Origin of the sequence: Streptomyces polyrhachis (assembly GCF_042663125.1) — a bacterium.
GTDB classification, from domain to species: Bacteria; Actinomycetota; Actinomycetes; order Streptomycetales; family Streptomycetaceae; genus Streptomyces; species Streptomyces polyrhachii.
Genome location: NZ_JBHSZO010000002.1, coordinates 189359 through 211135, shown reverse-complemented (window position 1 = coordinate 211135; position 21777 = coordinate 189359). Strand labels below are relative to the sequence as shown.

Here is a 21777-nt window from a genome sequence, read left to right as displayed (position 1 = left end):
GACTTACCTGGCAGGCCATGACCCTACGACTGACCGAGGCCGCTCTTCCCCTCTTCCGCCGGATACGCCGTTCAGGAACGCTCCACCGTCAATTCGAGCCATTCGGCCAGTGCGTCCACCTCCGCGTCGACGGCCGATGCCATCTCCTTATCGAAAGCCTCGTCCTCATGAACGGCATTGACCCGCAGGACGCCCTTCTTCCGGTCCGCGGACGCATCGAGCTTTCCGACCAGGCGGTCGTGGAACAGAATCGGGAGCGCAAAATATCCCCAACGGCGTTTCGCCGCGGGCTTGTACATCTCGACTCCGTATTCGAAATCAAAGAGCTCCACCGCACGCTTACGGTCATGGATCAGGCGGTCGAAGGGGGACAGCAGCGCGACCCGCCCCTCGAACGGCTGCCCCAGATACGCGGGGTCGACCCGCCACTCGCCTTTGATCCCCTCCACGACGGCCGCCTCGCCCGCCGCGCCGACGTCATAGGGCTCGATGGGCACCTTGGTCGACTTGGCGCGCGCGATCCCCAACGCCCCCAGCCTGCGCTCGTCGCGTATCCGCAGCGCCTCCCGCGGATCCGGCACCGGAGCTTCCGGATATACCCGGTCGGCCAGGTCCCACAGCCGGTGGCGGCCCCGGCGCCCCGCGATCGCCACCTCCCCCAGATCGGCCATGATCCCCAGCAGTCGGATCACGTTCTGGTCGTTCGTCCACCCTGTGGACTTCCACGGGAGCACGCACGTGTCCGGGATATCGCGAGAAAGCAGCGGACCGCCGGCCTCCAGCCGGGAAAGAACGTCCCGGCGGCATGCGTCATTGGCCTTGAGCCAGTCGTGAAATCTTTTCTCCCAGGCGGCCTCGGGTACGCGATCCCGCATTTCGGTCATGTCGGCCCGGAAAAGCACCGCGTCCTCGATCGGCCGGACAGTCGCCCCGATCTCGACGAGTTGGCGATTCCTGAGCGCCTCGACCAGGAGTGCGGGCGCATAGGCCGCACCGAGCCTGCTCCACGACACCAGATCCGCAGCCGGCGCGATAGCCGCGGTCGGATCCAACTGCAACAGCGTCAGGTGCCGAACCACATCGGCCAGCTCCGTCGGCCGCTCCCCGTGCAGGAGTTGCGCACGAATCGCGATCCGCCGTGCATCCACACGACTGAGCGTATGAACGTTCATCTGTCCTCCTCCGGTTCGGGCAGCGAAAAGCTTGGCATGTCCTTGCAGCCAGGGCCTCGGCATCCGCGAGGGCGACGTGCGTGAGGACGCCTGGCTTCAGGTGCGGGGCGCCGTGTCCAGGAAGCGGTGGAGGGAGGCCGCCATGCCGGTCACGAAGTCCTCGCGGGTGCGCTCGGCGACCAGGTCGAGGGACAGGTAGGGGTTGAGGTCCTCCAACTCGACCAGGAGCAGCTCGCCTTGCGCGGTGCGGCAGGCGTCCACGCGCTGGATACCGTGGTCGAGGGTGTTCCAGTCGATGAAGCGGCGAGCGAAGGAGATGTCGGCCTCGGTGGGCTCGTACGGCTCAAGGACCCAGCGCCGCTCGGGGTCGGGGGCGTAAAGGGCGTACTGGAAGAGGTCGTCGACGTAGTAGAAGGACACCTCGTAGCGGAAGTCTATGCGCGGCTGGACCAGGAGGTCGCCGTATGCCAGGCGGCCGAGTTCCTCCTTGGGTACGAAGGCCAGGCCGATGGAGTCCGCGCCGGCCTTCGGCTTGACCGCGTAGCTCTCGGCCTCCGGCAGCAGACGCAGATCCCGGGGGCGGTCGATGGTGGGGATGACCGGGTAGCCGGCGGTCGTCAGATCCAGCAGGTACTGCTTGCCGGCCATGTCGCCGCGCCCCGACAGCGGGTTGTAGACCCGGGTGCCCCGGGCGGCGGCCCGTTCCCGGAAGGCGTCGTAGTCCTTCTGGTAGTGCAGTACGGGGCCGCTGTTGCGGACCACGACCGCGTCGAAGGCGTCCATCAGCGCCGCGGCGTCCAGCGGGTGGCACAGGGCGAGGTCGAAGGTGTCGCGCAGTCGGGAGGTCAGGAAGACGTCCTCGTCGCCGTAGCGCCGCCCCCGAGCCCGGTAGGCGAGGTCCGTCACGAACAGGAGGCTGGGACGAGTGGACACGGGGCGTCTCCTTACACGGGAGCCGCCAGCCTAAACGCACACGCGTGCCATCGGCCACGCGGTTTTGGCGCCGTCGCGGCTTCCGCGCATCCCACCGGAGTCGTCCTTTGCGACGCAGGGGCCGGGGGTCGTCCGAACGCACCGACGCCCGCACCCGCCCGGCGGATGCGGGCGGATGCGAGGGGGTGTGGCTGCGTGGTCAGTAACGGTCAAGGATCAGCTGGGTCTTGAGGATGTCCCCGTGGTAGAGCCACCCCTTGGACTCCGCCAGCGCGATCGCGTCCGTGTGCAGCTTCGCCGCGTCGGCGTAGCTGTCGGTCTTGAACGACAGCTCGACCACGTACTCCGTGCCCGTGCCCGCGGCGTTCACCACGGGGAGGACCTCCACGCTCGCGTCGTCGGACACGCTCCACGCGCCGCCGTAGACCTTCGACGTCACCGGTCCGTGGGCGCGGGAGGCCGACAGGGTCGTCTTGCCCCAGCCGGTGGAGCGCCAGTCCTGGAGCTTGCCGGGGATGTCGTTGACGAGCCAGGTGCGGCCGGTGGAGGACGAGGGCATGGAGGTGCCTGAGTAGCCCGAGGCGCTGTGGGACTTCTCGTTGGAGAAGCTGAGGGTCTGCTTGGCGTAGCCCCAGTCCACCTCGGCGTCGTAGTTGGTGTCCGAGCTGTCGAAGCCGGCCGCGTTCGCCGCCGCCAGGGCGCCGTTGATGTCCCCGTTGCTGACGGGGAAGCGCTTCTTGTAGGTCTCCTCGAACGAGGAGCCGTCCTTGTGCCGCAGCCGTACGCTCCAGCCCTCGGCGTCCAGCGCCAGGGTGTCGGTGTCGTAGTAGCTGTACGAGCGCGACTTGGCCGAACCGGTGATGCCGAACGCGGACTTCACCGCCGCCGTCGGGTTGTGGGAGGCGTCCAGCGCCGCCGCGGTGAGGTTGATCTTCACCTCGTACGTCGGCACGGCGTTCGCGTCCGCGTGGGCGGGCGTCGCGGTGGGGACGAGGAGGCCGGCGGCGAGGCACGCCGCGGTGAGGATCGAGCGCGGGGCTCGGAACGTGAGGCTCATGCCGTTGATCATCGGCAGGTCGGGTGACGTAAAGGTGGGAACGCGTTGAACCCGGGGGGCCGTCTCGGGGAACGCCGGGCGCCGGTGCAGGGAGCCCCGGCCACCTGGCGCTGTCGGCCAGGTGGCCGGGGTGGGCGTTCGTGGGCGCCTCCGTGCGGCTGCTTTACGCGGTGGCCGCCGCCTTGACCGCCGCCTCCACCTTGTGGCGGGGGTGGCCCGTCTGCTGGGCGTGGGCGGTGAGGGCGTCCTGGGCCCTGCTGACCGCTGCTCCGTAGGCGAGGTACGCCTGCTGCCAGGCCGCGTGGTGTTCCGCGAGCCATTCGGCGGGGGTGGCGGGGAGGCTCGCGCGCAGTTCGTCGCGTGCGGTGCGTGTGGTGTGGACGGCTGCTTCGAGCGCGACCAGTTCTTCTGTTGCCAGTTCGACCGAGGGGTTCACGGATACGGGAGGATTCGTGGGCATATGGTGATGTTACGGGGCTGGGTGGGCCGTTGTGGTCGCCATGCCGTGCGCGGTCGGGCCGCAGGCCGGGCGCGGAATTGACGGCGCTCCTCAAATCTCCCACCTCCGTTCGAAGATGGAACGGACTTGCCGGCCATCGCCACCCTTCCTCCCCCGCGCGGTTGGAACGAGAACGCGGAGGCGTGCGGTGCCCGTGTTCACCGCGGTGATCGCGCACCTGGGCGGCGTGCTTGACTGGGTGTTATGAGCAATCAACTGCCTTGGAACATAGCGGTGCTCGGTCCCGGCGGGATCGGCGGTCTGCTGGCCGCCCTGTTCGCCCGGGCCGGGCACCGCGTCGTCTGCCTGGCCGGCGAGGAGACCGCCGCGGCGCTGCGGTCGGGAGGGATCTCGGTACGCAGCGGGCAGTTCGGCGACTTCACCGCGTCGGTCGACGCCGATACGCGGCTGCGCACGCCGGTGGACCTGTGCGTCGTCGCCGTCAAGGCCACCGCCCTGCCGCAGGCCCTGGACCGTGTGCCCGCCGAGGTCCTCGGGGAGGGGCTGCTGCTGCCGCTGCTCAACGGTGTCGAGCACATGGCGGTGCTGCGCTCGCGCTACTCCCCCGGCCAGGTGGTGGCCGGCACGATCAAGGTGGAGTCCACGCGCACCGCGCCGGGTGTGATCGAGCAGGGTTCGCCCTTCGCCGAGGTGGAGCTGGCGAGCGACACGGCGCCCGCCGCGCGGGTGGCCGCGCTGGCCGAGGTCATCGCCAAGGCCGGCCCCGGGGTTGCCGTCGGGGACGAACGGACGGCGCTGTGGACCAAGATGGCGTTCCTGGCGCCGATGGCGCTGGCCACCACCCGCTACCGGGCGCCGGTGGGTGTCGTACGCACCGAGCACCGGGCGGACCTGCTGGCGCTCCTCGCGGAGGCCGCCGCGGTGGCCGCAGCCGCGGGGGCGGCGGTGGACGCGGATCGGGTGCGCGCGGTGTACGACTCCTTCCCCGAGACCACCAAGTCCTCGATGCTGCGCGACGCGGAGGCCGGCCGCCCGCTCGAACTGGACGCGATCGGCGGCGCACTGCTGCGGGGCGCGCAGCGCGGGGGTGTGGAGGTGCCCACGGCGGCGCGGCTGGTGTCGGAGCTGCGGGCTCTCGACGCGTCCGGTGAATGATCAAGGAGTCGAAAGCAGGCATCCGGCCGCGGCGAACGGGACCGCTCAGGGTTCGATGAGGCCGGCGCGGATGGCGTAGCGGGTGAGTTCCAGGCGGTCCTTGAGGCCGAGTTTCTGGAGGAGGTTGGCGCGGTGGCGTTCCACGGTTTTGGCGCTGATGACGAGCAGTTGCGCGATCTCCTTGGAGGTGTGGCCCTCGGCGACCAGTTTGAGGACCTCCTCCTCGCGGTCGGTGATGGCCCTGGCGGGCAGGGGGCCGCCTTCGCGGGCGCGATCGAGGTAGTCGCGGATCAGGGTGGTGACCACGCCGGGATAGACGAACGGCTCGCCCCGCATGGCGGCCCGGCAGGCTTCCACCAGATCGCGGTCGGCGACGGACTTCAGCACGTAGCCGCTGGCGCCGACCTTCAGGGCCTCGAAGAAGTACTGCTCGTTGTCGTACATCGTGAGCATGAGGATGCGCAGGTCCGGTTGCAGGCGGGCGAGTTCCCGGGCCGCCTGCAGTCCGGTCGTGCGGGGCATGGCGATGTCGAGGATGGCCAGGTCGATCTGCTCGGTGCGGGCCGCGGCGACGGCCTGTGCGCCGTCGTCGGCCTCGGCGACGACGGTGAGGTCGGGTTCGCTGTCGAGGATCAGGCGTACGCCGCGGCGTACCAGGGCGTGGTCGTCGGCGAGCAGGATGCGGGTCGTGGCCGGCGTGTTCATCGGGCCTCTCGCGGGCTGGGGGGCACCCGCAGGCGCAGGACGGTTCCCCGCGGTGCGGCGGGTTCGAGGGTCAGTGCGGCGCCGATGAGCAGGGCGCGTTCGCGCATGCCGCGGATGCCGGCTCCCTCCGGGGCCTGACCGATGCCCTTGCCGTTGTCGCGGACCGTCAGCTCGACGCCGCCGGCGGCGGTGGGGCTCAGGAGGATCACGGCCTCGTCGGCGCCGGCGTGGCGGGCGATGTTGGTCATGCCCTCCTGCGCGACCCGGTACAGCACGAGTTCGGCTTCCTCGCCCAGGGCGGGCAGGCCGGCGGCGAACCGGTGGCGGACGGTCATGCCGGAGCCGGTGAACTCGGCGGCCAGCGACCGCAGGGCGCTGTGCAGGCCGAGCTCTTCCAGCACGCCGGGGCGCAGTCGGCGGGCGATGCGGCGGATCTCGTCCAGGCTGGAGCGGGTGGTCTCCTGCGCCTGGCGCAGGTCGTGGCGCAGTTCGGCGGGGGCCTGGTCGGCGGCGTGTTTGAGTTGGAGGAGTACGGCGGTGAGGGTCTGCCCGATCTCGTCGTGCAGTTCCTGGGCGATGCGTTGGCGTTCGGCTTCCTGCGCGGACAGTACGCGGGCGCTGCTGGCGGCGCGTTCGGCCTCCATGCGCTCCAGCATGGAGATGAACGTCTCCGTCAGTTCGGCCACCTCCGCCGGTCCGCCGATCACGGGGCGCGCTCCGGGGCGTAGCAGGTCGGCCGTGGTCATGGCCCGGGTGAGCTGCCCCAGGGGGGCGAGGGCGATACGCAGGATCACCGCGTTGGCGATGAGCATCGCGACCAGGCCGGCCCCGATGACCAGTGCCTGCCCGGGCAGCACCGGGGTGGAGACGGTGACCGGGCCCAGCAGCAGCACGGCGGCGGCGATCAGGACGACGGCGTTCAGCAGGAAGATCCGCCAGTGCAGCGACATGGTGCGTCTCCCCGTTTCCACCTCCCGCGCCTCCCGGCCTGCGGTAAGTCCGATCCCGCCCCCATCCTGACGGGCGGTTTCGGGCGCTGTCCATCCGTGCTGACACCCATATCCCCGCGCCGGGCGGCCATGGCACCATAACGGCCGGGCGGCGGCCCGAGCGGCGCAGCTCACCGAACCGCCCGATGACCTCGGCCAAGGAACGACAGGGGGGACGGGCCGTGCCCGCACCACGCATGAGCACCACACCGCTGCCCGGTATCGGTGTCCAGTACGACCTGACGACCCGCGAACGCCGCCACCTGTCGGTGATCGCGCACCGCGACGGCACCCGCACCGTGAACGTCTACCGCAGCGACGACCCGGACGCCTGCGCCCAGTCGCTGCACCTGACCGGGGCGGAGACGGCCTCGCTGATCGACGCGCTGATGCCCGCGCACCACAGCCCGAACGTGCTGCACACCACCGATCTCGGCCTGGTCGCGGAGCGGATCGAGTTGGCCGCCGTCTCGTACTGGAACGGCCGGCTGCTGGGTGAGACGGGGATGCGCACCCGGACCGGGACCTCGATCGTGGCCGTGCTGCGCCGCTCCACCGCCATTCCCTCGCCGGCCCCGGACTTCCGCCTGGCCGGCGGGGACACCCTCATCGTCATCGGCACCCGCGAGGGCGTCGACGCCGCCGCGGCCATACTCGGACAGGAGTGAGGGGGCGTGCACAACACCGCGATCTTCCTGATCGAGTTCGGTGCGATCATCCTCGGGCTGGGCATTCTGGGCCGGTTCGCCGGCCGGCTGCGGTTCTCCCCCATCCCGCTGTATTTGCTGGCCGGGCTGGCCTTCGGTGAGGGCGGCATCCTGCCGCTGGGCGCCAGTGAGGAGTTCGTGGCCATCGGCGCCGAGATCGGCGTCATCCTGCTGCTGCTCATGCTGGGTCTGGAGTACACCGCCAGCGATCTGGTGACGAACCTCAAGACGCACTACCCCGCCGGGTTGGTCGACTGCGCGCTCAACGCGCTGCCCGGTGCCGCGGCCGCGCTGCTCCTGGGCTGGGGTCCGGTGGCGGCGGTGGTCCTTGCCGGGGTCACCTGGATCTCCAGCTCCGGCGTCATCGCCAAGGTCCTGGGCGACCTGGGCCGGCTCGGCAACCGGGAGACCCCGGTGATCCTGAGCATCCTGGTCCTGGAGGACCTGGCGATGGCCGTGTACCTGCCGATCGTCACCGCGCTCCTGGCCGGGGTGAGCCTGGCGACGGGCAGCGTGACGCTGGCCATCGCGCTCGGCGCGGCCGGGGCCGTGCTCTTCGTCGCCGTCCGCTACGGCCGGGTCATCTCCCGGTTCGTCTCCAGCGACGACCCCGAGAAGCTGCTGCTGGTCGTACTCGGCCTCACCCTGCTCGTCGCCGGCCTGGCCCAGCAGCTCCAGGTCTCCGCGGCCGTCGGGGCGTTCCTGGTGGGCATCGCCCTGTCCGGGGAGGTCGCGGAGGGCACGCACACCCTCCTCAGCCCGCTGCGCGACCTGTTCGCCGCCGTGTTCTTCGTCTTCTTCGGCCTGCACACCGATCCGGCCAGCATCCCGCCCGTACTCCTCCCGGCGCTGGCCCTGGCCCTGACCACGGCGGCGACGAAGATCGCGAGCGGCTACTGGGCGGCGAAACGCGCGGGGATCGGCGCCAAGGGGCGCTGGCGGGCCGGCGGCACGCTGGTCGCCCGCGGCGAGTTCTCCATCGTCATCGCCGGCCTTGCCGTCGCCGCCGGCCTCGAACCCGAACTCGGGCCCCTGGCCACGGCCTACGTGCTGATCCTCGTCCTCCTCGGCCCGCTCACCGCCCGCTACACCGAACCGCTGGCGCAGCGGTTGACACGGCGGCGGCCCCTGGACGTGGGTGCCTCGGATACGCCTCAGCCGGCGGGCACGGTGAGCGGCCCGGGTGAGAGGCGGTCCCTCTGAGCGCTCGTCCGCGCTCGTTCGGCGACCGGTCGCCTGCCCCTGCCCTGCCCTGCCCTGACTGCGGATATCACGACCGCGGATATGGGTGTCAGCACGGATGGACGCCGCCTCGGCGTGGCGACACGCTGTCGTAGACCCGCCCGGTGTCCATCCGGTTCACCACCACCGGACCGCCCGTCACCTCTCACTGACACCCCGGCATTTCCAGCAGTATCGAGGAGGACCTCGCGATGAAGCGCAGCAGCGTCGGTTCGGTGATGACGGACGACGTCGTACAGGCGGGGTACGACACGTCGTTCAAGGAGGTCACCCAGCTCCTCGTCCAGCACCGCATCGGCGGGGTGCCGGTCGTCGACGCCGATCGCAAAGTGCTCGGCGTGGTCTGCGGGAGCGACCTGCTGGCCCGCCAGGTCGAGGCCGACGATCCGTCCCGGCCACCGCACCGGTTCGCGTGGCCGCGACTGGGCAGCGCCGCTCGGCGCCGGCGGGGAAAGGCCCGGGCCCGGACAGCCGGCCAGCTCATGTCCTGTCCCGCGGTCACCGTATCGACCGACGCCACCCTCGCCGATGCCGCCCGCACGATGGCCAGGCACCGCATCGACCGGCTGCCCGTCGTCGACGCGCGGCAGCACCTGGTGGGCATCGTCACCCGCCACGACCTGATCCGGATCTATCTGCGCCCGGACGGCGAGATCCACGACGAGATCATCAGCGAGATCGCCGTCGGCGCCCTCAGCCTGGCCCCCCTGGCCCTCGGCGTCAGCGTGCACGGCGGCGTGGTCGTCCTGAACGGCCAGCTCGAACGCCGCAGCGACATCGGCGTGGCCGTGCGCATGGTCGGCCAGATCGACGGCGTGGTCGCCGTCACCGACCAGCTCACCTTCCGACTCGACGACGCGCACGTCAAACCCGACGAGAAGGCCGTGCGCGGAGTGGCCGATGACTGGCTCCGACGGCCCTGAACGACCGCATGCCGCCCAGCACCGGGGCCCCGCACCCCTCGGCCCCGGCCCAGCCGAGCACGGACAGCGTCCACGCGATCCAGGAGGCCGTCCTCGAAGTCCGGTGTCGCGCCGACCTCTTGGCCCGGCTGCTTCGCCTGGGCCCGGACGAACCGCGCACCGCGCACCGCGGATGAGCCGGCCCGCTCGGCCCCGCTTCAGCCCTGATCGACTCAGCCCTTCCAGCCGCGGAGCTTGTCGGGATTGCGCACCGCCCAGATACGCGTGATCCGGCCGTTCGCGACGTCGAGCGCCATCGCCGCAGTGGGCCCGCGAAGGCCGGCGCCGGGGTACGGGTGTGCGGGACTACTGCGTGCGCGGTAGTCGGCCGATCGTCCGCGGGCATGACTCGCGCCCGCAGGTACCCGGTTAGGGTGCGGATATGGGTACAGGGCTGTCCGGTGTGTGGGCCCGGGTCGGGAACTGGGTGGTCGCGGTCGGTGTGGCGGGGGCTCTGCTGAGCACCGCGCTGTCCGAGGACCATCGCACCGCGGATCTCGACGTGCTGGGTTACGTCCTGGTGGCGGCGAGCGGCCTGGCCCTGGCCGCCGGGCGCCGCGCTCCCGTTGCCGTCCTCGCCGTCACGGCCCTGTGTGCGGTGGGCTACAACAGCGCCGGCTTCGAAGTCCCGGCCGTCGCGTTCCTGTTCGCGGTGTACGGGGCCGTGCGGGCGGGGCATCGGATCGCCGCGCTGGTGGCCAGCGTGGCCCTGGTCGCCGCCCTCCCGTTCGCGATCATGGCGTCCCCGGCGGAGGCGGTCGTGAAGGAGGCGCTCGCCCAGTCGCGGGGCGTCCTGGAGCTGGCCTGGCTGATCGCCGCCGCCGCCGCGGGTGAGGCGCTGCGGCAGGCCGAGCGCCGTGCGGACGAGGCCGAGCGCACCCGCGAGGAGGCCGCGCGACTGCGCGCCAGCCAGGAGCGGCTGCACATCGCGCGGGAGCTCCACGATTCGCTCACCCACCAGATCTCGATCATCAAGGTGCAGGCGGAGGTCGCGGTCCACCTGGCCCGCAAGCGCGGCCAGGAGGTACCGGACTCGCTCCTGGCCATCCAGGCGGCCGGCCGTGAGGCGACCAAGGAGCTGCGCGCCACCCTGGAGACACTGCGCGACGCCGGGCAGTCCCCGTCGTACGGCCTGGACCACCTCCCGGAACTGCTCGCCCGCGCCCACGGAATAGGGCTGAAGACGACGCTGACGATCGAGGGGGAGCGCCAGGACGTGCCGGACGCCGTGGACCGCACCGCCTACCGGATCGTCCAGGAGTCACTCACCAACACCGCCCGCCACGCCACGGCGGCCACCGCGTCGATCCGGATCGACTACCGCGCAAACGCCGTCGCCGTCCGGGTCGACGACGACGGGACCGCGAGGCCCGGCTGCGTCCCGGTGCCGGGGGTGGGGCTGCTGGGGATGAACGAACGCGTCACCGCCCTGGGCGGCCGGCTGCGCGCGGAAGCGCGGAGCGAAGGCGGTTTCACCGTCCACGCCGAGCTCCCGGTGGCGCGCATCCCATGATCCGCGTGATGCTGCTCGACGACCAGCCGCTCCTGCGCAGCGGGTTTCGCGCGCTGCTCGACACCGAGGACGACATCGAGGTGGTCGCGGAGGGCGGCAACGGCCAGGAGGGCCTGGTGCTCGCCCGCAAGCATCTGCCCGACCTCGCTCTCGTGGACATCCAGATGCCGGTCATGGACGGCATCGAGACGACCCGGCGGATCGCCGCGGATCCGACCCTGACCGGCATGCGGGTGGTCATCCTGACCAACTACGGCCTCGACGAGTACGTGTTCAACGCGCTGCGCGCCGGCGCCGCCGGCTTCCTGGTCAAGGACATCGTTCCGGAGGACCTGCTGCACTCCGTGCGCGTCGCCGTGCGCGGGGACGCGCTGCTGGCGCCGTCGATCACCAGGATGCTGATCGGCAAGTACGTCGCCCAGCCGCTGCGTCCGCAGGCCGGCACGGAGCTTGCGGGGCTGACCAACCGGGAGCGCGAGGCCGTCGCGCTGGCGGCGCAGGGGCTGTCCAACGACGAGATCGCCGAGCGCATGGTGATCAGCCCGCTGACGGCGAAGACCCATGTCAACCGGGCCATGACCAAGCTGCAGGCCCGCGACCGCGCCCAACTGGTGGTCTTCGCCTACGAGTCCGGTCTGGTGGTCCCCCGGGACCGCTGATCCGGGTGGGCGGGAGCGTCCGCGCCCGGTGCCCCGACTGGGTGCGCATGCTGCGGCTGCGGTATGCGGCTGCTGCAACGGCAGACACTGCCCGGGCCGGTACCGCCCCGGCGGTAGGAGCGGTGGCGACTTCAGCATGACGCCCTGTGACCAGGCATGTTCCTACGCTGAGGTCCGTAACCGCCATTCAGCCGAAGGGGATTCCCGATGTCCGTCCGACACTTCCTCACCGCCGCCTCAGCCGCCCTGCTCGGGGTGTTCGTGCTTGCCGCACCGGCTGCCGCACAGGTCTCGGTCGCCGCCGACGACGGCGGCGGCGGATCGGGGCGTACCGCGTCCACGGTGGCCCTCGCGGTGGCGCTGATCGGTGTGGCGGTCGGCGTGTGGGCGCTGCGCGCCGCCGGCCGTGGCGGCGCCGCATCCGGCAGTGCGCGCGGCGGCGCCTTCGCCGCGCTGGGGGCGGCGCTGGTCGGCGCGGTACTCGGCGCGGTGGCGCTGGCCGGTTCCAGCGACGGCGTGGGTACCGGCAACGGGCGCGGCGGCGCGCTGGTGGCGCTGCTGCTGGCAGTGGCCGGCCTGGTCCTCGGCACCCTGGCCCTGTCCCGCTCCCGCCGCACCACCTGAGCCGGACGTCCGCGATCAGGACCGCTCAGCCGCCCAGGGCTCGCCACTCCCGCGCCAGCACCGACCAGACCTCGGCGTCGTGGCGGACGCCGCCCACGAGGGTGCCGTCGAGCCAGATGCCGTACAGCCGGCCGGTGTCCGAGGCCGCCTTGTCGGCGTAGCGCTGGAGGTAGTTGCGGGCGGAGTCGAGGTCGGCGGCGAGGTCCGGCAGCTCCATGTGCTCACCGACGAAGTCCCGGCCCCGTTCCATGTGCGCGAGGAACTCCTCGGCCCGCCACGGCTCCAGTGGTCGCAGCTCGGCCCCGTCTCCCAGGGAGATCGCGAACATAGTCGTCCTTCGACGTGCGCTTGTCCGACTGCTGGATCTTCGCATGCGCGCCCGGCCGTCCGCTACGGGCGGCGGCGGGGCTTCCCCGTCCAACCCGGACGAAGCCGCCGGCAGAGACGGACTCAACGCTCTCCAGAAGATCGGTCCTCAGGGCTGGGGCCGACCAGCAGGGCGGCCAACTCCCCTCGATCGACGGCCGGATGCAGGTCACTGACCTGGCCGTCACCGACTTCGACGACCCGCCACACCCCGTCCGAGCGCAGGGCCACGTCCGTGGTGACGAACCGGCATCCCAGGCGCCGTACCGCCGGCTGGATACGGTCGAGATCAGGGCGCGGCCCGTGCTCGAACGGGCTGTCCGGATGGGGCGTGAGCAGCCTGGGCTCGCCGTCCAGCCACCACACGCGCGCTTCGGCCGCCACGGACTCCGGCCGGGAGAACGCCTCGAAGCTCCGCAGCACGACGCCGCCCGCGAGGAACTCCTCCTGCAGTTCCACGAAGCGCCGCACGACCCGCGCCAGCCCCACCGTGTCGGCAAGGTCGGGAACGAAGCACGCCTGCTCCCACTCGTGCTTGCGGGATTTGACGTAGTCCTTCACGATCCCCGCGCCCGGCGGCAGCGACTCGGCGAGTACAGCCAGGTCTTCGCCGGCCAGCGTCTCACCGGGCTTGGTGGGGCGCCACACGCTCGCGGGCGTGACGTCGGCGAACACCGGGTACCAGCCCGGCAGTTCGTGAGCGGCCCGGTATCGCTCGGGGGTGACGAGCAACGCGGTGCCGCGTCGCTCCAACGCCTCGGCCAGCGCGGCGTACCGATCACCCGGAATCATCCAACCCCGGTACCAGGCACTCCCCAGTCCGGACGGTACGCGCGCGACGGCCTGCTGTGCGTCACCCCGCAGCAGGGCGTCATGGTCGATCAGCCCGACCGTCCCGCCGCAGGCGCGCACCTCCCGCGCCTCCTGCGCGAAGTGCTCGTCCACACATCGGGGGTTCAACGGGTCACGGCAGTACAGGACGGGCGTCGGCATGGCTGACACGCTACGGAACCCCCGGCGCCCCCGGCCACCGGTTTCGCCCCGCCGGGCGCGGCGGGGAAGCGTCGCACTGCCGCCCCCTCCTCCGCCTCGGCCCGGGATGGCGGTGGAGGAACGGCTGCGCCCGGGCGCGCGGGCCGGCCGCAACTGAGGGCGGTCCCGGCCGACGGCGGCCGGAAGCGGGACGGGTAGCATCTGCCGCCGCGACGTGTACGAGAGCTATCCGGAAGGTGTCGTTCTGTGCTGGGAACAGAAAATCCGCGCGAGTCCCGGCGGGCGGTGGGGGCCGCGTCGAGCGCCTCGACGGATGTCAAGCCCGAAGAGGCGGCGGCTCCCGGGGCGGGGCGTGATCCGTTCTTCGACAACGCGAAGTACCTGGCGATCGTGCTGGTGGCGCTGGGGCACGCCTGGTCGCCGCTGACCTCGGGCAGTCGGACGGCGGCCGCTCTGTATCTGGTCGTGTACGCCTTCCATATGCCCGCTTTCATCCTGATCTCCGGGTATTTCTCCCGCAGTTTCGACGCCTCACCGAAGCGGGTACGCAGCCTGCTCACCGGGATCGCCGTCCCCTACCTGATCTTCGAGACGGCGTACTCGCTGTTCCACCGCTGGGCGGCGCACGAGCCGGACTTCGCCCTCAGCCCGCAGGACCCCTGGTATCTGACGTGGTTCCTGCTGTCGCTGTTCGTGTGGCGGCTCACGACCCCGATCTGGAAGGTCGTACGCTGGCCGGTCCCGCTGGCGCTGGCCGTCGCGGCCTCGGCCACCCTCAACCCGACCATCCTCAACGACCTGGATCTGCAGCGCGTCCTGCAGTTCCTGCCGTTCTTCGTGCTGGGGCTGGTGCTGCGGCCGGAGCACTTCGAGCTGGTACGGCGGCGCGCGGTGCGTATCGCGGCGGTGCCGGTCTTCGCCGCCGCGCTGGTGACGGCGTACTGGGCGGCGCCGCGGCTCACCACGGCCTGGTTCGCCCGTACCGCCAGCTCGGTCGAGCTCGGCCAGCCGACCTGGGTCGGGCCGCTCGCGACCCTGGCGATGTTCGCACTGGGGATCGTGCTGACCGCGTGCTTCCTGGCGTGGGTGCCGCGGCGGCACCTGTGGTTCACCGCGCTGGGCAGCGGCACCCTGTACGGCTACCTGCTGCACGGCTTCCTGGTGCAGAGCTCGCGGGAGTGGGACTGGTACGCCCCCGCCTGGGTGCACACCCCCGGTGGCGCCGTCGCGGTCACCGTCATCGCCGCCGTCGTGGTGACCGCGCTGTGCACCGCGCCGGTGCGGTGGCTGTTCCGCTGGGCCGTGGAGCCGCGTATGCAGTGGGCCTTCCGCAAGCCGGCGGCCACCGCGACGCCTAGCGCTACCCCGGTCCGCATCCCGCCGCCCGCCGCGGGAGGCACGGAGTCGGGCGCCTGATCCGCCGCGCCCCGGCCGCCCGTCCGGAGCTGTGCGGATCCGCTATGCCAGAGCCGTCGCGGCCACCGCGGCGGCTCTGGCGATGAGGGCGTCGTCGTACGGGGCGCTCTCGGTGGTGCGGGTGGAGAGGACCGCCAGGACCAGGGGCGCCCGGCCGCCGGGCGGCCAGGCGACGGCGATGTCGTTGCGGGTGCCCCAGCGGGCCGCGCCGCTCTTGTCCCCGACGCGCCAGGCGGCGGGCAGGCCCGCGCGGATGAGGGCGTCGCCGGTGGTGCTGCGGCGCAGCCAGTCGGTCAGGAGCGCCCGTTTGTCCGCGGGGAGGGTGCCGCCGTCCAGGGTGTAGGCGCGCAGGTCCGCGGCCAGGGCGCGCGGGGTGCTGGTGTCGCGCGGGTCGCCGGGGGCGGCTTCGTTGAGGGCGGTTTCGTAGCGGTCGGCCCGGGTGGTGCGGTCGCCCAGGGCTTCGAGAGCGGCCTGGAATGCCTTCGGGCCGCCCAGGTCGTCGATCAGCAGGTTGCCGGCCGTGTTGTCGCTGTGGCGGACGGCGGCCTCGCACAGCTCGCGCAGCGTCATGCCGGCGGCCGCGTGCTTCTCCGTGACCGGGGAGTGGGCGACCAGGGCGGAGCGGTCGTAGGCCACCGGGCGGTCCAGTTCGCGCAGGGTGTGCTTCCTCAGTACGGCGCCGGCGGCGAGGGCCTTGCAGGTGGAGGCGAAGGCGAAGCGCTCCTGCGCCCGGTGGGTGATCTCGCGGCCGGTGCCCGTATCGAGTACGTAGACGCCCAACCGGGCGTCGTACTCGCGCTCCAGGGCCGCGAAGTCGCGGCTGGCGGGTGTCGCGGAGGCGGTCGGTGCGGAGGCGCGGGCGGCGGGCGGCGGGGTGTCCGGCTTCGCCGTGGCGCAGCCCAGGAGCGGGGCCGCGGTCACGGCGGTCAGTGCGGCGAGGCAGGTGCGTCGGGCCAGGGGCACAGAGGGGCGTCTTCCGGTCGATGAAGGGGATTCGCGGCGTTCCAGGTCCGGTCGGGTCCGCGGGTACGTCCTACCGGCCGGGGGCCGCGGTGGTCTCCCGGCACGCCCTGCGGGGCAGCGCCGTGTACGCCGCGGCGGTGGCCGTGCCGTACACGAGATGGCCGGACCAGTCCCTGGCCAGTGTCCTGGCGTCGTACGTCCAGATCGGCTTGTACAGGCCGGTGGCGGGCAGCACCGCGTAGCCCGTCAGCCAGACCGCCGTGCCGAACAACGGACCGGCCCAGCGCGTGCGTTGCGCGTGCAGCGGGCCGGCTGCCAGGGCGAACGCCGCTCCCCAGCCGATGCCGTAGGCCCAGTGCACGACGTTGTTGACCGGGTTGGCGGCGGTGTCGGGCAGTCGTGTCTGCAGCAGGCCCTCGATCACGCGTTTGCCGACCTGGGCGGGGGCGGGCGCGCCGGCCCAGTCCTTGACGCCGTGGAACTCCCAGTCCAGGGGGCTTTCCCCGCCGCTGCCGCTCCTGCGGTGGCGCAGGTACTGGACGAGGTCCATCACCGCCGTACCGACGGCTCCGGCGACCGCGCCGCGCAGCAGCACCCCGAGCGCGGTGGGGCAGGGGGAGGGGTTCGGTGAACGCAGCATCGGATCTCCCTGGTTCGCACGCCGGGCCGGCCCCGCCGCCGCACGGTCGCACCGGGGCGGGCCCGGTCCAGTCTGTCCCATCCGGCAAGCGTGGGACAGAACAGGTAGGCCGACAGGCCGGTCCTACATCGTCGCGTGGGGCGTGTCGGCCGGGCGGTGGTGGGCCGCGCGGGTCGCGGGGTAGGCGGCCAGGGCGGCGGAGGCGAGGATCGCGGTGGCGAGGATCGCGGTCAGTGCGTACGGGGAGGGGGCGCGGGCGATTCCGGCGCCGATTCCGCTGGCGGTGCCGTGGGTGTCGATCAGCCAGCGGGCCAGGGGCAGGCCCAGCGCGGTGGCGGCGAGGGCCGCGGTGAGGGCGGTGCAGGCGGTCGCGGTGACGGTGACGGCGGCGATCTGGCGGGGGGACATGCCGATGGCCTTGAGGGCGAGGAGGTCGCGTTCGCTTTCGCGCAGGGTGCCGCCGATGGCGGTGAGGAGTTCGACGAGGGCGATCAGGGCGAGTACGGCGACCAGTCCGGTGAGGACGCCCTGCAGGGGGGAGAGGCCGTCGGCGGGGTTGGTGACGGGGTGGACGTCCAGGCGGCCGCGGCCGGCCTCGGTCAGGGCGGCGGCGACGTGGCGGGGGTCCGCCCCGGGGTGCAGGCGCAGCCGGTAGAAGGCGGTGGTGAGGGCGGGGTCGTTGCCGTGGAGGGTGTCCAGGGTGGTGGAGACCACCCGGCCGGCGTTCCGCGGTTCGATGCCGCGGCCCACGAGGTGCAGGATCTGCGGTCGGCCGCCCACCGTCATCCGTATCCAGTCGCCGACCCGGACGTTCAGCAGGTCGAGCAGTCCCTGGCCGGCGATCGCCTCGTCGGGGCCCCGCGGGGGGCGGCCCTCGGCGAGGGCGTACGGGTAGGGGGCGGCGCGGGTGCCCAGGCCGCGCAGGACGATCGTCTCGGTCTGGCCGGGGACCAGGGCGGCCGTCTCGACGCCGGGGTAGGCGGCGTCCACCCGCCGGTCGCCGGTCAGGAGCGTGCGCGTCTCGTGCTCGCTCAGGGCGCTGTCCGCGCGGGCGGTCAGCGAGCCGGCGAGGCCGACGTGCTCGGGGTCGGTGCGGAAGCGGTCGAGTGTCGTCCACGCGGACAGCACCGCCACGATGATCAGTAGCGGCAGCGCCAGGCGGCTCACGGCGGCCAGTGAGCGGCGGCGCCCGGTGAACGCCGTGTGGCAGCCCAGGACCAGTGCGGGCGGCAGTCCGGTGCCCAGGGTCCAGCGCGCCCCGCGCGGCAGTCCCCCGCCGGTCGGCGCGGCGGGGTGCGGCAGCGGTACGGGCGGTACGCGGCCGGCGCGCCAGGCGGCCAGGGCGGTGACCACGCCGATGAAGCAGACCACCGCCACCGGGATCGCGGTCAGTGCCGGCGCCTGCCCGGGCAGTCCCTGCCAGACGCCCACCGCCTCACCGAGGCGGCCGGGCAGGAGGCGGCCGGCGGTGTGGATGAGGACGGCGCCCAGGAGGGCGCCGAGGAGGGCGTAGGCGAGGTGCTGGAGGAGGAAGGCGCGTACGACCTGGGCGGGGGTGAAGCCGATCGCCTTCAGGACGGAGATGTCGCGGCGGTGGCCGCGGATGCGGGTGGCGATCGCGCCGTGGACGGCGCCGGCGGCGGCGAGGAGCGCGCCCAGGCCGAACAGGCCCAGTATCTGGGCCAGGAGGCGGCTGTCGCCCTGGGCCTCGGCGCGGGCCTGCTGCCAGGTGGAGACCTCTTCGACGGTGCCGGAGCCCAGGGCGGTGACGGCGCGCTGGACGAGGTAGTCGGTGTCGCCGGGATGGGTCAGGCGCAGTCCCACGACCTGGGTGGTGGGGTGGCGTACGGCGGCGGGGGGCGCCCAGATCAGGCCGGGTTGCTCGCCGGGGTCGTAGCGCGGCTCGGGGCTGTCGGCGATGCCCGTGACGGTCAGGCGGCGGGTGGTGCCGGGCAGGGTGAGGACGTCTCCGGGTTCGGCGAGGAGCGCGCCGGCGAGGCGGCGTTCCAGGACGACCGGGGCCGGGTCGGCGGGATCGGCGGGCCCCGGCCAGCGGCCGGCGGTGAGCTGGGGGCGGCCCACGGCGGGGGGCGCGGCGGTGGCACGTAGTTCGACGAGGGCGCGGATGCCGCGGGCGGAGACGGTGGCGGGTTCGGCCCGGTAGGGGCCGGCGAGGGTGTCGACGTCGTCGAGTGCGGCGAGCGCGGCGGTGTCGGCCGAGGGTGCGGTGTGGATCCAGATGTGGGCGCCGCGGGCCTGGGTGAAGGTGCGCTGCCAGGGGTTGACGGCGTAGCCGAACAGTGCGGTGGCCAGTAGCAGTGAGACGACGATGCCGGCAGTGGCCAAGACCATGAAGAGTGCTTCGCCGCGGTGGGTCCGCAGGTCGGAGTGCGCCCAGCGCAGGGTTGCCCGCATCCCTCTCAGCTCCTGGGCCGAAAGGCGGCGGTGGTGGCGGGCCGGTGGTGCACGATGCTTCAGCCCTTCAGTTCCAGTACGGCCGAGATGCCGGCGTGGCGTGCGGGTGCGCCGGTCAGTTCGGCGTCGTCGGCGATGCGGCCGTCGAAGAAGCTGATCACGCGGTCGGCGGCGCTGGCCAGCCGGGCGTCGTGGGTGACCAGCACGATGGTCTGCCCGCGCTGGTGGAAGCCGGTCAGCAGCCGCATGACCTCGCGGGTGCCCTTGCTGTCGAGGCTGCCGGCGGGCTCGTCGGCGAGGAGCAGCGGGGGGTGGTTGACCAGGGCGCGGGCCAGGGCGACGCGCTGCTGCTCGCCGCCGGAGAGTTCGCCGGGCATGCTGCGCTCCTTGCCCGCCAGGCCCAGTTCCGCCAGGAGGGCTTCGCGCTCCGCGCGGGCGCGTTTGGGGGTGGTGCCGGCGAGGAGGGCGGGCAGTTCGACGTTGTCGGCGACCGACAGGTTGGAGACGAGGTTGAAGAACTGGAAGACGATGCCGATGTGCTTGCGGCGTGCCACGGCCCAGCGGGCCTCGGTGTAGGCGTCGGTGGGGGCGCCGTCGAGCCACAGGCTGCCGCTGTCGGGGCGCTGGAGGCCGCCCAGGAGGTGCAGCAGGGTGGACTTGCCGGCGCCGGAGGGTCCGGTGACGGCGACGAACTCGCCGCGGTGGACGGTCAGGTCGACGCCGCGTACGGCGTGGGCGGGGGCGCCGGCGCCGTGGTGGGTCTTGACCAGGCCCTGGGCGCGCAGCAGGGGGGCGGGGGGTATGCGGTGGGGGGAGGCGGGGGTCATTCCAGTACCTCCTGGCAGCGCTCCAGCCAGTCGAGGTCGGCCTGCAGGTGCAGGACGGCGCCTTCGATGAGGAGGTGGGCGATGCGGTTGTCGGGGGTTTCGGCGGCGGCCAGTTTCGACAGGTTGCGCATGGTGGTGAGGTACTGGCGCCGCTGCTTGTTGATGAGGTTGATGTGGTCGGCGAGGCCGGTGCGGGAGGCGAGGGCGAGCTTCATGAAGAACTCGTCGCGCACCCGCGGTTCGTCCGCCACGTCCTCGTACCAGGCGTGCAGCGCTTCGCGGCCGGCGTCGGTGAGGCGGTAGATCTTCTTGTTGGGCCGGTCGCTCTGCTCGATCTCCTCGCCCTCGATCAGGGCCGACTTCTCGAGGCGGCCCAGGGTGACGTAGATCTGGCCGACGTTGGGCTGAGGGTACGCGGAGCCCAGGAGTTGCTCAAGCTCCTGTTTCAGCTCGTAGCCGTGGGCGGCGCCGCGGGCGAGGAGTGCCAGGAGGGCCAGACGCACGGGTGCGGTCCTCCTGTCCTCGGGATGTGCTCCACGCCCTAGTATGCGCGCATACCTAACAGGTATACATGGCTTCTGACTGCGGGCAACGGCGCCCGGTGCCGGTTGTGCTGGGAGGATCCTATGCGGTGGATACGTGCCGCCGTGCGGGGCCTCCTGGTCTTCTCCCTGGTCATGGCGGGGTGTGTGGCCTCGGGTGCGCGCGCCGACGAGCGCGGCGGGGGCCGGGGGCCGTTGACGCTGGCGACGGCCGGGGACCTCACCGGTTATCTGCGTCCGCTGCTGGAGGGCTGGAACCGCACCCATCCCGGTGAGCGGGTCACGCTGGTCGAGCTGCCGGACTCCGCCGACGAGGCCCGTGCGCAGATGGCCACGGATCTGCGCGGGCGCGGGCGCTTCGACGTCCTGAACATCGACGTCAACTGGACCTCGCAGTTCGCGGCCGCGGGCTGGGTGCGTCCGCTGCCGCGCGGGCGTTTCGCGCTGGGGAGCTTCCTGCCGCCGGTGGTGGACACGGCCACGTACGACGGGCGGCTGTACGCGGTGCCGTACGTCACCAACGCCGGGCTGCTGCTGTACCGCAAGGACGTGCTGGCGGCGGAGGGTGTGGCGCCGCCGCGTACCTGGGCGCAGCTGGAGCGCCAGGCGCGCGGTATCGCGCCGCGCTACGGGCTGGACGGCTACGCGGGGCAGTTCCTGCCCTACGAGGGGCTGACGGTCAACGCCGCCGAGGCGGTGTACTCGGCGGGCGGCAGCATCCTGGGCGACGAGGGTGCCCGCGTCACGGTGGACTCGGCGGCCTCGCGGGAGGGCCTGGAGTTCCTGGCGCGCGGTGTGCGCCAGGGGTGGATCCCCCGGCGGGCGCTGGCGTACAAGGAGCAGGAGTCGGAGCGGGCCTTCAGCGAGGGCCGGCTGCTGTTCCTGCGCAACTGGCCCTACGCGTACGTGCTGGCCTCCGCCCCCGGCTCGAAGGTCGCCGGCAAGGTGGGGGCGGTGCCGCTGCCGGGGCCGGGCGGGCCGGGGACGAGCGTGCTGGGCGGTTCGAACCTGGCGGTGGCCTCCCATGCCCGCCACGGCGACTCCGCCGCGCGGCTGATCGCGTACCTCACCAGTGCGGGTGTCCAGCGCCAGGTCCTCACGCGGGGGGCGCTGCCCCCGGTGCGCGCCTCGCTCTACGACGATCCGGCGCTGGTGCGCGCGTTCCCGTACCTGCCGACGCTGCGGGCGAGTGTGCTGTCGGCGGCGCCGCGTCCCAGGAGTCCGCGCTACGACCAGGTGAGCCTGGTGGTGCAGGCGGTCGTGCACGACGTGCTCGGCGGGCGCGAGTCGCCGGCCAGTGCGGTGCGGCGGCTGGCGCGGGAGCTCGCGGCTGTCTCGCGGCGGGGTTGATCCCTCCCAGCCGGTAGTTACCTGTTAGGTAACGCCTGTATCTCATCTACCACCTCACCGGCGTGGTAAATCCTGACATCTCGGCAT

Annotated in this window: 21 protein-coding genes and 1 pseudogene; 9 read left to right on the top strand and 13 right to left on the bottom strand. The window is 72.5% G+C overall.

Features of this window, described 5'->3' with window-relative positions; translation table 11 throughout:
* Positions 1–71: 71 nt before the first annotated feature.
* From ACFQLX_RS02070 to ACFQLX_RS02055, 4 genes are all read right to left on the bottom strand, one after another.
* Positions 72–1148, bottom strand: coding sequence for a DNA glycosylase AlkZ-like family protein (locus ACFQLX_RS02070; RefSeq protein WP_386411156.1), 1077 nt, complete (start codon positions 1146–1148; stop codon positions 72–74).
* A gap of 120 nt (positions 1149–1268) precedes the next feature.
* Positions 1269–2105 carry an ATP-grasp domain-containing protein gene (locus ACFQLX_RS02065; protein WP_386411153.1) on the bottom strand — a complete coding sequence of 279 codons (837 nt, stop codon included), beginning with the start codon at positions 2103–2105 and terminating at the stop codon, positions 1269–1271.
* A 199-nt stretch (positions 2106–2304) separates the two neighbouring features.
* Positions 2305–3162, bottom strand: a complete 858-nt coding sequence (locus tag ACFQLX_RS02060) for a hypothetical protein (RefSeq protein WP_386411151.1) — start codon at positions 3160–3162, stop codon at positions 2305–2307.
* A gap of 163 nt (positions 3163–3325) precedes the next feature.
* Positions 3326–3622 (bottom strand): hypothetical protein, encoded by a 297-nt coding sequence (locus tag ACFQLX_RS02055; RefSeq protein ID WP_386411148.1) that lies wholly within the window; start codon positions 3620–3622, stop codon positions 3326–3328.
* Positions 3623–3865: 243 nt separating this feature from the next.
* Here ACFQLX_RS02055 and ACFQLX_RS02050 point away from each other — a divergent pair, with 243 nt between their 5' ends.
* A complete protein-coding gene (locus ACFQLX_RS02050; RefSeq protein ID WP_386411146.1) occupies positions 3866–4777 on the top strand; it encodes a ketopantoate reductase family protein in 912 nt (303 codons plus the stop codon).
* 45 nt (positions 4778–4822) lie between these two features.
* Here ACFQLX_RS02050 and ACFQLX_RS02045 read toward each other — a convergent pair whose 3' ends face one another.
* Positions 4823–5482 carry a response regulator gene (locus tag ACFQLX_RS02045; protein WP_386411143.1) on the bottom strand — a complete coding sequence of 220 codons (660 nt, stop codon included), beginning with the start codon at positions 5480–5482 and terminating at the stop codon, positions 4823–4825.
* Complete coding sequence (locus tag ACFQLX_RS02040) at positions 5479–6432, bottom strand: sensor histidine kinase (RefSeq protein WP_386411140.1); 954 nt, start codon at positions 6430–6432, stop codon at positions 5479–5481. The genes ACFQLX_RS02045 and ACFQLX_RS02040 overlap by 4 nt, the downstream gene beginning before the upstream one ends.
* Positions 6433–6668: 236 nt before the next feature.
* On the opposite strand from ACFQLX_RS02040, the gene ACFQLX_RS02035 reads away from it, so the two are divergent.
* The 6 genes from ACFQLX_RS02035 (at position 6669) to ACFQLX_RS02010 (ending at position 12178) form a co-directional block, all read left to right on the top strand.
* Positions 6669–7139, top strand: a complete 471-nt coding sequence (locus tag ACFQLX_RS02035) for a cation:proton antiporter regulatory subunit (RefSeq protein WP_386411137.1) — start codon at positions 6669–6671, stop codon at positions 7137–7139.
* Between the two features lie 6 nt (positions 7140–7145).
* A complete protein-coding gene (locus ACFQLX_RS02030; RefSeq protein ID WP_386411134.1) occupies positions 7146–8381 on the top strand; it encodes a cation:proton antiporter in 1236 nt (411 codons plus the stop codon).
* Positions 8382–8611: 230 nt separating this feature from the next.
* Complete coding sequence (locus tag ACFQLX_RS02025; RefSeq protein ID WP_386411131.1) at positions 8612–9343, top strand: CBS domain-containing protein; 732 nt, start codon at positions 8612–8614, stop codon at positions 9341–9343.
* A gap of 421 nt (positions 9344–9764) precedes the next feature.
* On the top strand, positions 9765–10895 hold the full coding sequence (locus tag ACFQLX_RS02020) for a sensor histidine kinase (RefSeq protein WP_386411128.1): 1131 nt from the start codon (positions 9765–9767) through the stop codon (positions 10893–10895).
* Positions 10892–11554, top strand: coding sequence for a response regulator (locus tag ACFQLX_RS02015; RefSeq protein WP_386411125.1), 663 nt, complete (start codon positions 10892–10894; stop codon positions 11552–11554). Before ACFQLX_RS02020 ends, ACFQLX_RS02015 begins: the two co-directional genes overlap by 4 nt.
* Before the next feature lie 207 nt (positions 11555–11761).
* Positions 11762–12178, top strand: coding sequence for a DUF6223 family protein (locus tag ACFQLX_RS02010; protein WP_386411122.1), 417 nt, complete (start codon positions 11762–11764; stop codon positions 12176–12178).
* A gap of 85 nt (positions 12179–12263) precedes the next feature.
* Here ACFQLX_RS02010 and ACFQLX_RS02005 read toward each other — a convergent pair.
* Positions 12264–12506, bottom strand: a pseudogene (locus ACFQLX_RS02005) (GNAT family N-acetyltransferase); the annotation flags it as partial.
* 122 nt (positions 12507–12628) lie between these two features.
* The gene (locus tag ACFQLX_RS02000) at positions 12629–13537 is read right to left on the bottom strand and encodes an ATP-grasp domain-containing protein (RefSeq protein WP_386411119.1); all 909 of its coding nucleotides are present in this window, start codon (positions 13535–13537) and stop codon (positions 12629–12631) included.
* Between the two features lie 285 nt (positions 13538–13822).
* On the opposite strand from ACFQLX_RS02000, the gene ACFQLX_RS01995 reads away from it, so the two are divergent.
* Positions 13823–14953, top strand: coding sequence for an acyltransferase family protein (locus ACFQLX_RS01995; RefSeq protein ID WP_386411307.1), 1131 nt, complete (start codon positions 13823–13825; stop codon positions 14951–14953).
* 42 nt (positions 14954–14995) lie between these two features.
* Here ACFQLX_RS01995 and bla read toward each other — a convergent pair whose 3' ends face one another.
* From bla to ACFQLX_RS01970, 5 genes are all read right to left on the bottom strand, one after another.
* On the bottom strand, positions 14996–15916 hold the full coding sequence (gene bla, locus ACFQLX_RS01990; RefSeq protein ID WP_386411116.1) for a class A beta-lactamase: 921 nt from the start codon (positions 15914–15916) through the stop codon (positions 14996–14998).
* A gap of 70 nt (positions 15917–15986) precedes the next feature.
* Complete coding sequence (locus ACFQLX_RS01985; protein WP_386411113.1) at positions 15987–16556, bottom strand: hypothetical protein; 570 nt, start codon at positions 16554–16556, stop codon at positions 15987–15989.
* Positions 16557–16679: 123 nt separating this feature from the next.
* Positions 16680–18971: an FtsX-like permease family protein gene (locus tag ACFQLX_RS01980; RefSeq protein ID WP_386411110.1), complete on the bottom strand. Its 2292-nt coding sequence runs from the start codon at positions 18969–18971 to the stop codon at positions 16680–16682.
* A 59-nt stretch (positions 18972–19030) separates the two neighbouring features.
* The gene (locus tag ACFQLX_RS01975) at positions 19031–19798 is read right to left on the bottom strand and encodes an ABC transporter ATP-binding protein (protein WP_386411107.1); all 768 of its coding nucleotides are present in this window, start codon (positions 19796–19798) and stop codon (positions 19031–19033) included.
* A complete protein-coding gene (locus tag ACFQLX_RS01970; RefSeq protein ID WP_386411104.1) occupies positions 19795–20301 on the bottom strand; it encodes a PadR family transcriptional regulator in 507 nt (168 codons plus the stop codon). The genes ACFQLX_RS01975 and ACFQLX_RS01970 overlap by 4 nt, the downstream gene beginning before the upstream one ends.
* A 123-nt stretch (positions 20302–20424) precedes the next feature.
* Here ACFQLX_RS01970 and ACFQLX_RS01965 point away from each other — a divergent pair, with 123 nt between their 5' ends.
* Complete coding sequence (locus ACFQLX_RS01965; RefSeq protein ID WP_386411101.1) at positions 20425–21690, top strand: ABC transporter substrate-binding protein; 1266 nt, start codon at positions 20425–20427, stop codon at positions 21688–21690.
* Positions 21691–21777 lie beyond the last annotated feature (87 nt).

What these genes read in the sequence shown, in the direction of transcription:
- ACFQLX_RS02060 (WP_386411151.1), bottom strand. Translation starts at nt 3,162, where the DNA reads ATGAGCCTCACGTTCCGAGCCCCGCGCTCGATCCTCACCGCGGCGTGC.
- ACFQLX_RS02055 (WP_386411148.1), bottom strand. Translation starts at nt 3,622, where the DNA reads ATGCCCACGAATCCTCCCGTATCCGTGAACCCCTCGGTCGAACTGGCA.
- ACFQLX_RS02050 (WP_386411146.1), top strand. Translation starts at nt 3,866, where the DNA reads ATGAGCAATCAACTGCCTTGGAACATAGCGGTGCTCGGTCCCGGCGGG.
- ACFQLX_RS02045 (WP_386411143.1), bottom strand. Translation starts at nt 5,482, where the DNA reads ATGAACACGCCGGCCACGACCCGCATCCTGCTCGCCGACGACCACGCC.
- ACFQLX_RS02040 (WP_386411140.1), bottom strand. Translation starts at nt 6,432, where the DNA reads ATGTCGCTGCACTGGCGGATCTTCCTGCTGAACGCCGTCGTCCTGATC.
- ACFQLX_RS02035 (WP_386411137.1), top strand. Translation starts at nt 6,669, where the DNA reads ATGAGCACCACACCGCTGCCCGGTATCGGTGTCCAGTACGACCTGACG.
- ACFQLX_RS02025 (WP_386411131.1), top strand. Translation starts at nt 8,612, where the DNA reads ATGAAGCGCAGCAGCGTCGGTTCGGTGATGACGGACGACGTCGTACAG.
- ACFQLX_RS02020 (WP_386411128.1), top strand. Translation starts at nt 9,765, where the DNA reads ATGGGTACAGGGCTGTCCGGTGTGTGGGCCCGGGTCGGGAACTGGGTG.
- ACFQLX_RS02015 (WP_386411125.1), top strand. Translation starts at nt 10,892, where the DNA reads ATGATCCGCGTGATGCTGCTCGACGACCAGCCGCTCCTGCGCAGCGGG.
- ACFQLX_RS02010 (WP_386411122.1), top strand. Translation starts at nt 11,762, where the DNA reads ATGTCCGTCCGACACTTCCTCACCGCCGCCTCAGCCGCCCTGCTCGGG.
- ACFQLX_RS02000 (WP_386411119.1), bottom strand. Translation starts at nt 13,537, where the DNA reads ATGCCGACGCCCGTCCTGTACTGCCGTGACCCGTTGAACCCCCGATGT.
- ACFQLX_RS01985 (WP_386411113.1), bottom strand. Translation starts at nt 16,556, where the DNA reads ATGCTGCGTTCACCGAACCCCTCCCCCTGCCCCACCGCGCTCGGGGTG.
- ACFQLX_RS01980 (WP_386411110.1), bottom strand. Translation starts at nt 18,971, where the DNA reads ATGCGGGCAACCCTGCGCTGGGCGCACTCCGACCTGCGGACCCACCGC.
- ACFQLX_RS01975 (WP_386411107.1), bottom strand. Translation starts at nt 19,798, where the DNA reads ATGACCCCCGCCTCCCCCCACCGCATACCCCCCGCCCCCCTGCTGCGC.
- ACFQLX_RS01965 (WP_386411101.1), top strand. Translation starts at nt 20,425, where the DNA reads ATGCGGTGGATACGTGCCGCCGTGCGGGGCCTCCTGGTCTTCTCCCTG.